Origin of the sequence: Jiangella anatolica, assembly GCF_003236295.1 — a bacterium.
Classification (GTDB): Bacteria; Actinomycetota; Actinomycetes; order Jiangellales; family Jiangellaceae; genus Jiangella; species Jiangella anatolica.
On record NZ_POTW01000097.1, the window covers coordinates 17,870 to 27,279 of the forward strand.

Annotated in this window: 11 protein-coding genes; 8 read left to right on the forward strand and 3 right to left on the reverse strand. The window is 72.6% G+C overall.

Going from position 1 to position 9,410, the window contains the following annotated elements; genetic code table 11:
- Positions 1–2 precede the first annotated feature (2 nt).
- From C1I92_RS27350 to C1I92_RS27385, 8 genes are all read left to right on the forward strand, one after another.
- A complete protein-coding gene (locus C1I92_RS27350; protein ID WP_111257800.1) occupies positions 3–761 on the forward strand; it encodes an amidohydrolase family protein in 759 nt (252 codons plus the stop codon).
- On the forward strand, positions 758–1,861 hold the full coding sequence (locus tag C1I92_RS27355; protein ID WP_111257801.1) for a mandelate racemase/muconate lactonizing enzyme family protein: 1,104 nt from the start codon (positions 758–760) through the stop codon (positions 1,859–1,861). The genes C1I92_RS27350 and C1I92_RS27355 overlap by 4 nt, the downstream gene beginning before the upstream one ends.
- Positions 1,858–2,739: an amidohydrolase family protein gene (locus tag C1I92_RS27360; protein WP_111257802.1), complete on the forward strand. Its 882-nt coding sequence runs from the start codon at positions 1,858–1,860 to the stop codon at positions 2,737–2,739. The genes C1I92_RS27355 and C1I92_RS27360 overlap by 4 nt, the downstream gene beginning before the upstream one ends.
- On the forward strand, positions 2,736–3,467 hold the full coding sequence (locus C1I92_RS27365; RefSeq protein WP_199521647.1) for an amidohydrolase family protein: 732 nt from the start codon (positions 2,736–2,738) through the stop codon (positions 3,465–3,467). Before C1I92_RS27360 ends, C1I92_RS27365 begins: the two co-directional genes overlap by 4 nt.
- Positions 3,468–3,547: 80 nt before the next feature.
- Positions 3,548–4,519 carry a dihydrodipicolinate synthase family protein gene (locus C1I92_RS27370; protein ID WP_111257803.1) on the forward strand — a complete coding sequence of 324 codons (972 nt, stop codon included), beginning with the start codon at positions 3,548–3,550 and terminating at the stop codon, positions 4,517–4,519.
- A 69-nt stretch (positions 4,520–4,588) separates the two neighbouring features.
- Complete coding sequence (locus C1I92_RS27375) at positions 4,589–5,932, forward strand: ABC transporter substrate-binding protein (RefSeq protein ID WP_111257804.1); 1,344 nt, start codon at positions 4,589–4,591, stop codon at positions 5,930–5,932.
- A 30-nt stretch (positions 5,933–5,962) separates the two neighbouring features.
- On the forward strand, positions 5,963–6,841 hold the full coding sequence (locus C1I92_RS27380; protein WP_111257805.1) for a carbohydrate ABC transporter permease: 879 nt from the start codon (positions 5,963–5,965) through the stop codon (positions 6,839–6,841).
- A complete protein-coding gene (locus C1I92_RS27385) occupies positions 6,825–7,766 on the forward strand; it encodes a carbohydrate ABC transporter permease (protein WP_111257806.1) in 942 nt (313 codons plus the stop codon). Before C1I92_RS27380 ends, C1I92_RS27385 begins: the two co-directional genes overlap by 17 nt.
- Here the strand turns inward: C1I92_RS27385 and C1I92_RS27390 are convergent.
- From C1I92_RS27390 to C1I92_RS27400, 3 genes are all read right to left on the reverse strand, one after another.
- Positions 7,756–8,487, reverse strand: a complete 732-nt coding sequence (locus C1I92_RS27390; RefSeq protein WP_111257807.1) for an alpha/beta fold hydrolase — start codon at positions 8,485–8,487, stop codon at positions 7,756–7,758. The two genes, C1I92_RS27385 and C1I92_RS27390, sit on opposite strands and share 11 nt — an antisense overlap.
- Positions 8,488–8,515: 28 nt before the next feature.
- The gene (locus C1I92_RS27395) at positions 8,516–8,827 is read right to left on the reverse strand and encodes an Rv1322 family protein (protein WP_499799186.1); all 312 of its coding nucleotides are present in this window, start codon (positions 8,825–8,827) and stop codon (positions 8,516–8,518) included.
- A partial coding sequence (locus C1I92_RS27400; protein ID WP_111257809.1) for a class F sortase occupies positions 8,764–9,410 on the reverse strand: 647 nt, incomplete at its 5' end. The genes C1I92_RS27395 and C1I92_RS27400, both read right to left, overlap by 64 nt.

Consider the following 9,410-nt stretch of genomic DNA (forward strand, 5'->3'; position numbering starts at 1 on the left):
GCGTGATCGACTTCCACACCCACACGCCGGCCTGGAACACCGTCAGCTGGCTGGGCGGCGCGACCTTCGGCGCCGACGAGTTCGTCGCGTTCATGGACGCCACCGGCATCGACCACGCGGTCGTGCTCAGCCACGACGGCCTGTTCAACCCGACGCCGGCGGCCAACGACGACCTCGCGGCGTTCGTCCGCCAGTACCCGGACCGGCTGACCGGCTTCGGGACCGTCACGCCGCGCGACGCGAACGCCGTCGCCGAGACCGAGCGGATGTTCGGCGAGCTGGGCCTGAAGGGCATGAAGCTGCACCCGTGGTTGCAAGGATTCAGCCTGCACGAGCCGGCGCTGGACCCGATCTGCGAGATCGTCCAGTGCGCCGGCGGCATCCTGCTCAGCCACGACGGCACGCCGCCGTACTCGACTCCCTCGCAGATCGCCGCGCTGGCCCGGCGGCACCCGCGGCTGCCGGTCGTGCTCGGCCACGGCGGCCTGCACGATCTGTGGCGCGAGGCGCTGGCGATGATCCAGGAGACGCCGAACCTGTACCTGTGCATCTGCGGGACGCCGCCGTACGCCGCCCGCACGATCCTGGCCGAAGCGCCGCCGGAGAAGGTGCTGTTCGGCACCGACGCCGGGCTGTCGGACCAGGCCAGCCAGGACTACGCGGTCGCGCGGGTGCGCGAGATCGACGGCTGGGGCATCACGGACGCGCAGAAGCGGGCGATGCTCGTGGAGAACCCGGCCCGGCTGCTGGACGCCGCATGACGCCGGCGATCGCAACGATCCAGACCGCCGCCGTCAGCCTCGAGGCGCACCCGGACCTGGTGGTCCGCGGCGCCCGCGGCCCGCACGACCGCTCCGACTTCCTGCTGGTCAAGGTCGTCACCAGCGACGGTGTCGAGGGCTTCGGCGAGGTCAGCGCGACGCCGATCTGGAGCGGCGAGGACGGCGTCACCGCGCGGCACTTCGTCGAGACGATCCTCGCGCCGGCGCTGATCGGGCGGCCGCTGACGCCGGTCGGCGGGCTGGAGCGGCTGATGGACGTCGTCCTGGCCGGCAACCCGTTCACCAAGGCCGGCGTCTCGATCGCGCTGTGGGACGCGTGGGCGCGCACGCTCGGCGTCCCGCTGGCGGTGGCGCTGGGCGGGCCGTACCGGAGCGAGGTGCCGGTCAAGCTGTCGCTGTCCGGCGACGGGGAGCAGCTGGAGCGGGCGCACGCGGCCGCCGTCGCCGCCGGGTTCGGCGCGTTCAAGGTGAAGGTCGGGCTCGGGGTCGACGGCGACGTGGAACGATTCAGGCACGCGCGGTCCCTGGTCGGCGACAAGGCCTTCCTCGGCATGGACGCCAACGGCGGCTGGTCGCGGTCCGACGCGGCCCGGGCGATCCGGGCGCTGACGCCGTACGGGCCGGCCTTCGCCGAGCAGCCGGTCCGCCCGGACGACCTCGCCGGCATGCGCGCGCTGCGCGACCTCGGCCTGCCGGTCGTCGCCGACGAGTCGGTGTTCGGGACGGCCGACCTGAGCCGCGTGATCGACGCCGGCGCCGCCGACGTCGTCAGCCTCTACGTCGGCAAGAGCGGCGGTCCCGGCCGGGCGGTCGCGATGGCGGCACAGGCCGACGCTGCCGGGCTGGACGTGCTGATCGGCTCCAACGGCGAGCTCGGTCTCGGCGCGGCCGCCCAGCTGCACGTCGCCGCCGCGCTGCCGAAGCTGTCGGCGATCCCGTCGGACATCATCGGCGCGCACTACTACGCCGAGGACGTGCTGGCCGAGCCGTTGGCCGGTGACGGCGGCGTCGTCCGCCTCGGCGACGCGCCAGGCCTCGGCGTCACCCTCCGCGACGACCTGCTCCGGGAGTTCCGATGATCGTCGACGTCCACGCGCACACGCCCACGCACCGCGACGCCGTCCCCGACGGCGAGCGGCGCGCGTACACCGGCTGGCGCACCGACCGCCCGGTCACGACGACGAACTCGTGGGCCGACTACGAGACCGCGATGGCCGACGCCGACGTCTCGATCGTCTTCAACATCGCCGTCGACGACCCCGAGGCGGCCACCGGGCTGCCGTACCGGCCGGAGGACACGAACACCTCGACCGCGGCGTTCGTCGCCGCGGACCCGGCCCGCCGGATCGGCTTCATGTCCGTCGACCCGACCAGGGCCGACGCGATCGAGGAGGCGCAGCGCTGCCGCGACCTGGGCCTCGTCGGCGTCAAGCTCGGCCCGAACTACCAGGACTTCGACCCGCTCTCGCCGCGCGCCACCGCGTTCTACGGGTACTGCCAGCGCGAAGGGCTGCCGATCCTGTTCCACCAGGGCGCCTCGCCGATCCGGCACGCGCCGCTGAGGTACACGTATCCGCTGGTCACCGACGAGATCGCGCTGGCCTTCCCGGAGCTGCGCATCGTCATGGCGCACATGGGCCACCCGTGGGGCAAGGAGACGGTGGTGACGATCCGCAAGCACCCGCACGTCTACGCCGACGTCTCGTCCATCTACCTGCGCCCGTGGGTCTGCTACGAGTCGCTGCTGGCGGCGGTCGAGTGGGGCGCGGCGCACAAGCTGCTGCTCGGGTCGGACTTCCCGATCGCCACCACCGGCGAGGCGATGGCCGGGCTGCGCCGCGTCAACGCGATCGCCGAGGGCACCGCGCTGCCGCGGATCCCCGCCGAGGTGGTCGAGCAGATCATCCACGCCGACGCGCTGGGCGCGCTGGGCCTGTCGATCAAGGAGACATCGTGATCATCGACGCGCACGTGCGGCTCGGCCCGGGCCGGTCCGCCTCGCTCGACGTCGCCGAGCTGACCGCGACGATGGACCGGCTCGGCATCGACCGCGCCATGATCGCGCCCGGCGAGTACGCGACCGCCTGGGACAACCGCGGCGGCAACGACGAGGTGACGGCGGCAGCGGCGGCGTCGGACGGGCGGCTGGTCGCGTACGCCGTCGCGAACCCGTGGGCCGGGGCCGGCGCCGTCGCCGAGCTGGACCGGGCCCGCGACCGCGGCGCCCGCGCGCTCGCCGTCGACCCCTCGCTGCAGGGCTTCGACCTGCTCGACGGCCTGGTCGACCCGCTGCTGGCGTTCGCGCAGGAGTCCGGCTGGCCGGTCTACGTGCGGACCGGGTCGCCGCCGCACGCGGTCCCGCTGCCGCTGGCGTCGCTGGCCCGGCGCTGGCCGTCGCTGGCGTTCGTCATGGGTCGCAGCGGCGCGACGGACTTCTGGATCGACGCCGCGCCGGCGCTGCGGCACGCGCCGAACCTGTACGCCGACACGAGCTACGCGCCGTGGGACACGGTGCTGTCGGAGTTCGCCCGCGACCCCGAGATCGGCGCCGGCCGGGTGGTCTTCTCCACCGACGCGCCCTACACCGCGCCCGAGGCCGAGCTGGCCCGCGTCACCGACTGGCCGATCCCGGCCGACGACCGCGCCGCCGTCCTCGGCCGCACCCTGGCCCGGCTGCTCGGCTGAGCTCTCGACAGCCCTCACTGTGTCAACTCTCTCTATATTCAGAAGATGATTTCGAAATACCGAAATATGCGGAGGACGGCATGGCAGTACTGGACACTCGGCCGACGCCCGAGGGCGGGCCGGCGACCGGCGACGCGGCACTGCTGGTGCGCGGCGTCTCGCCGGTGCTGGCGGTGCCCTTCCACGCCGACGGCGCCGTCGACGTGGCCGGCTTCGGCCGGGTCGTCGACCACGTCCTGGGCACCGGCGTCAGCAGCGTGATGTTCCCCGGCTTCGCCTCGGAGTACCACAAGCTCGCCGAGGCCGAGCGGGCCGAGCTGACCGACGTGCTGCTGGCCCGCACCCGCGACCGGGCCGGCGTCGCGGCGATCGTCGCGGTGCAGGACCACGCGACCCGGCTGGCCGTCCAGCGGGCCCGGTCCGTCGTCGACGCCGGCGCGGACCTGATCAACCTGCTGCCGCCGCACTACCTGTCGCCGTCGCGGCAGGCGATCAAGGAGCACGTCGGCGCCGTCCTGGCCGCCGTCGCGCCGACACCGGTGGTGCTGCAGTACGCGCCGTCGGAGACCGGCACCAGCCTCGACGCGGCGACCCTGCGCGAGCTGGCCGAGGAGCACCCGAACCTGCGGCTGGTGAAGGTCGAGTCCAGCCCGCCCGGACGGCTCATCGCCGAGCTGGCCACCGGGCGGACGCCGCTGCCGGCGGTGGAGGGCTACGCCGGCGTGCAGCTGCCCGACGCGGTCCGCCGCGGCGCCGTCGGCACCCAGCCGGGCTGCTCGTTCACCGAGATCTACGTGGAGATCTGGCGCCGCTACGAGGCCGGCGACCATGCGGGCGGCGACGAGCTGCACCGCCGGCTGCTGCCCTACATCTCGTACTGGATGCTCGACACCGAGCTGATCATCGCCGCCGAGAAGCTGATCTCGGTGCGCCGCGGGTTGTTCGCCGACCCGTACTGCCGCGAGCCGGGCCACCGGCTCGATGCCGAGGAGATCCGCATGGTCGACCGGTTCCTCACCGAGTTCGACGCCATGCTTCCGCATCTCGGCTGATCGGAGTATATTTCTCCGAATTCGTGTATCTATTTTCGAAATATTGAAGCTACACGGAAGGCATCGCCCATGAAGACGCGACGAATCGTCGTACCGCTCGCCGCCGGGTGCCTCGCGCTCGCCGCGTGCAGCGGTGGCGGCGACGACGACACCGCCGGCACCGGTCCCGAGGCGGCCGGCTGGCACGACGAGATCGAGGGCGGCCCGCTGGAGGTCGGCGTGCTGTCCGCCGAGGGTACGCCCGGCCTGGGCATCCTGCGCGAGCTGGCCGACGGCCTGCAGGCGGACTACGAGGGCACCGACGTCACGCTGACGTTCGCCAACACCGACGCCCGCCCCGGCATCGAGCAGCGCTGGCGCTCCGGCGACCCGCTCGACGTCGACTACGGCATGTTCGACGGCACCAACCCGGCGCTGACGGTGTGGGCCGACGACGGCGCGCTGCTCGACCTGCGTCCGTACCTGGAGCAGGACGACCCCGACACCGGCGAGCCGTGGCTGGACCGCTTCAGCCCGGCCGTGCTGGAGTTCATGGAGAACCCCTCCGACGGCGGCATCTACGGCGTCCCGTCCGAGCTGTCGCTGCACGTGCTGTTCTACAACGCCGGCCTCTTCACCGAGCTGGGCATCGAGCCGCCGCGCACCTGGGACGACCTGCTGGCCGCGAACACCGCGCTGCAGGCCGGCGGCGTCGACCCGATCGCCGTCACCGGGCTGTTCGAGCCGTACATGGGCATGTGGAGCGACCACCTGTGGCTGCGCACCGTCGGCTACGACAAGGCGCGGGCGGTGCTCACCGGCGGCGAGGGCCACATCACCGAGGACCCCGGCTTCCTCGAGGGCCTGGAGATGCTGCAGCAGCTGCGCGACGACGACGCGTTCCTCACCGGCTTCGAGGGCACCGACTTCACCGCCGCCCAGGCGCAGTTCTTCCAGGGCGACGCGGGCATGATCCTCATGGGCTCCTGGCTGGTCAGCGAGATGGCCGACGTCATCCCCGCCGACTTCGAGCTCGGCGTCGTCGCGTTCCCGACGGTCGAGGGCGGCGCGGGCGACCAGGGTGCCGTCATGGCCGCGCCGCAGGTGATCTCCATCGCCGCGGAGAGCGAGCACATCCCGCTCGCGCTGGAGTGGGCCCGCCGGCTGACCAGCGTCGAGACGCAGACCCGGCGCGCGGAGGAGATCGGCGAGGTCTCCGCCGTCGCCGACGTGCCCAGCCCGCCCGGCATCCCCGGCATCGACCAGGTCATCGCCGACGCCGAGTCGCTGGAGCCGCGCGACTACGGCATCACGCAGAGCCCGGCGATGGAGGTCATCTACCCGGAGATCGCCCGGCTGCTCTTCGGCGAGCAGGACGCCCAGCAGACGCTGGAGCGGCTCGACGAGGGCCTGCGCCGGGTCCACGGCAACTAGGGTTCAGCGGGCGGCAGGGAAGGAGTCACGATGCATCGAGCCGCGCAACGTCGCATCATCATCCCGTTCCTGCTGCCCGCGCTCCTGCTGCTCGGGGTGTTCTTCCTCTATCCGCTGGTGCGCACGGTGGACATCTCGTTCACCGAGTGGACCCGGACCGGCAGCTCCAGCTACGTCGGCGTGGAGAACTACACCCGGCTGTTCGACGACCCCGGCTACGTCAACGCGCTGAAGAACGCGTTCCTCTTCACGCTGGTCGGCGGCTGCATGCTGTTCCCGGTGGCGATCGCGATCGCGTGGGCGCTGAACCAGCGCATCCACGGCGAGCGGTTCTTCCGGTTCGTGGTGTTCGCGCCGGTGGTGCTGAGCGCGGCCGTCGTCGCGCTGATGTGGAAGTTCGTCTACCACCCGACGCTCGGCCTGATCAACCCGGCGCTGGAGGGCCTGGGCCTCGGCGCGCTGGCCCGCACCTGGCTCGGCGACGCGTCGACGGCGCTGCCGGCGGTCGCGTTCACCACGGTCTGGCACGGCATCGGCATCTGGGTGGTGCTGCTGTCGGCCGGGTTCGAACGGCTGCCACCGGACGTGCTCGAGGCCGGCCGCATCGACGGCGCCGGCGAGTGGCGGCTGTTCCGCAGCGTCATGCTGCCGATGATGCGCGACCTGTTCCGGATCCTCGTCGTGCTGTGGATCGTGCAGTCGATGCAGGCCTTCGCGTTCGTGTTCATCATGACCAACGGCGGTCCCTACGGCTCGACGGACATCGTCGGGACGCTGATGTACCGGGTCGCGTTCGAGCGCTACGAGTTCGGCTACGCGGCCGCCATGGGCGTCGCCCTCGTCGTGATCATGCTGGTCGTGACGCAGATCGTGAACAAGGTGATGAAGCGCGATGAGCTCCAGTACTGACGTCCGGCCGGCGCCGGCCGCGGGCCCTCCGACGCCGCCGACGGCCCGTCGCCGTGGCCGTGGCGGTGGCCGCCGGCGGGGCAGTGACCGCGCGCCGTTCCGCCGGTTCCACCTGATCATCTACCTGCTGCTCGGCGCGTTCGCGTTCTCGACGGCGGGCGCGTTCGCCTGGGTCTTCAACGTGTCGATGAAGACCAACAACGAGTTCATCGGCACCCGCCCGTGGACGATCGCCGAGGACTGGCGCTGGGAGAACTACTCCGACGCCTGGTCGGCGGCCAACGTCGGCTCGTTCTTCGGCAACAGCGTCATCGTCAGCGTGTCGGCGACGGTGCTCGGCGTCGTGCTGGCCGCGTTCGCCGCCTACCCGCTGGCCCGGGTCCCGTTCCGCGGCAGCGGCGTGGTCCTCAGCGTCTTCCTGCTCGGCCTGATGGTGCCGTGGATGGTGACGTTCATCCCGCTCTACATGACGATGCAGGACCTCGGGCTGCTGGACAGCCGGCTCGGGCTGGCGCTGGTCTACGCGACGTACAACCTGCCGTTCAACGTGTTCGTCCTGGTCGGGTTCATGCGGACGCTGCCGGGCGAACTGGAGGAGGCCGCCGCCGTCGACGGGGCCGGGCCGGTGCGGACGTTCCTGCGGGTGATCCTGCCGCTGATGGGCCCGGGGCTGGCGTCGGTGTCGATCATCAGCTTCCTGCAGAACTGGAACGAGTTCTTCTACGCGCTGGTGCTGATCCACTCGCCGGAGCGGATGACGCTGCCGCTCGGGCTGTTCCAGCTCGGCCAGGCCGCCGACTACGGCACCAACTGGGTGACGCTGTTCGCCGGCATGATGATCACTGTGGTGCCGGTGCTGCTGGTGTTCGCGCTGCTGCAGAACCAGGTGACGAAGGGGTTGACGGCGGGGGCGCTCAAGGGGTGAGGATCGCCGCGACGGCGTCGGGATTCTCCAGTGGGCTGAGGTGGCCGGCTCGTGGGATGACGTGGACGCGGACGTCGCCGAGGGCGGCGGCCATCGCGTCGGCCTCGTCCTTGCCGGTGAGGGTGTCCTCGGCGCCGACGACGACGGTGCTCGTCGTGCCGCGGGCCGCCGCGTCGCTGAGCGTGCCGAACGACGGCGGGCGGGCGGCCATCGCCCGCTGCGCCCAGGCGACGGCGTCCGGCGGGGCTTCGTCCAGCCAGGCCGTCACGCGCTCGACGAGGTCCGGGCGGTCCCGGCGGGTGGTCTCGCCGAGCAGCGTGTCGAGCATCGGCCGCAGCGCCCGGCTGCCGTGCTGCTCGACGGCGTCGGCGATGCGCAGCCGGTTCGCCCTGGCCTCGTCGGTGTCGGCGCTCGCCTTCGTGTCGATCAGGACGACGCCGGCGACCAGCTCCGGGTGCCGGCGCAGCAGCGCCATCGTCACGTAGCCGCCCAACGACAACCCGCCGACGATCGCCCTCTCGACGCCGCGCGTGGCCAGGTCCGCGGCGACGTCGTCGGCGTACGTGTCCAGGGACGGCTCGGCGCCGGGATCGAGCGGCGGTCCGCCGAAGCCGCGCAGCGCCGGGCGGACCAGCGTCGTGCCAGGCAGCCGCTCGGCGAGGTCGTCGAAGACCGCCGGGGTGAGCGGGAACGCGTGGATCAGGACCAGCGGCAGGCTCATGGGCCCGACCCTAGCGACCCCCACCCCGTCAGCGGCGGCGCAGCCGGTTGGTCCAGCAGCCGGTGTGCCAGTGGCGGCGCTCGTCGATGCCCTCACCGGTGAACGAGCGGCTGACCACCGGCCAGGCGACGACGTGGGGCGTGGCGGGGCGGATCAGCTGGTCGCAGCCGGGACAGCGGTACGGCTTCGTCGACGCGCTGCCGGTGATCCGGCGCACCACCCATTCCTCGCCGTCCGGGCCTGACTCGATGCTCTCGTGCACGGCCCCATCGTCGCTCAGACCGGAACGGCGGTGACCACCACGTTCGAGCGGAACGCCGTCCCGTCCCAGTCGGCGCAGGTCACGAGCACCAGGCGGCCGGGAACGTCCTGCGCGAACAGCTCGTCCGCCCGAGCGGGGAGGTCGCCCGGCGCCATCGTCTCGACCGTGTCGACCCGGTACCGCTGCTCGACGCCGGAACCGCTCACCCGGACCTCGTCGCCGGGCTCGAGCCCCACGACGCTGTTGAAGGCTGCCTCACCGCCCTCGACGGCGTGCCCGACGACGACCGCCGCGCCCGCCTCGGCGCCCGGTGCGGCGCCGTCGCGCCACCAGCCGGCCAGCAGCGGGTCCTTCGGCGGCAGCAACACCCGGTCCGCGGTGCTGGTGATCGCGATCACCGGTGCCTCGAGGTCCGGAAGCCGCAGCGTGTACCGCCGCAGCCCCTCAGCCGCGCCGACCGGCTGGCCGGGGACGGCGGACTGCTCGGCCGGGTCGTAGCCCGGCGACGCCACAGCGGGGGGGTCGTCCGACGGGCCGTCCATCTGGGCGATCCCCCACCAGGCGGGCGGCACCAGGAGCAGCGGCGCGAGCAGCCACGGCAGCTTCGCCGGCCGCGGCCGGCGGTGTCGCGGCCCCGCCCGCCCTTCGGCCGGCTCTGCCG

Bases quoted from the DNA above. Each gene is read 5' to 3' on its own strand.
- C1I92_RS27355 (WP_111257801.1), top strand. From the start codon at position 758: ATGACGCCGGCGATCGCAACGATCCAGACCGCCGCCGTCAGCCTCGAG.
- C1I92_RS27360 (WP_111257802.1), top strand. From the start codon at position 1,858: ATGATCGTCGACGTCCACGCGCACACGCCCACGCACCGCGACGCCGTC.
- C1I92_RS27370 (WP_111257803.1), top strand. From the start codon at position 3,548: ATGGCAGTACTGGACACTCGGCCGACGCCCGAGGGCGGGCCGGCGACC.
- C1I92_RS27375 (WP_111257804.1), top strand. From the start codon at position 4,589: ATGAAGACGCGACGAATCGTCGTACCGCTCGCCGCCGGGTGCCTCGCG.
- C1I92_RS27380 (WP_111257805.1), top strand. From the start codon at position 5,963: ATGCATCGAGCCGCGCAACGTCGCATCATCATCCCGTTCCTGCTGCCC.
- C1I92_RS27385 (WP_111257806.1), top strand. From the start codon at position 6,825: ATGAGCTCCAGTACTGACGTCCGGCCGGCGCCGGCCGCGGGCCCTCCG.
- C1I92_RS27390 (WP_111257807.1), bottom strand. From the start codon at position 8,487: ATGAGCCTGCCGCTGGTCCTGATCCACGCGTTCCCGCTCACCCCGGCG.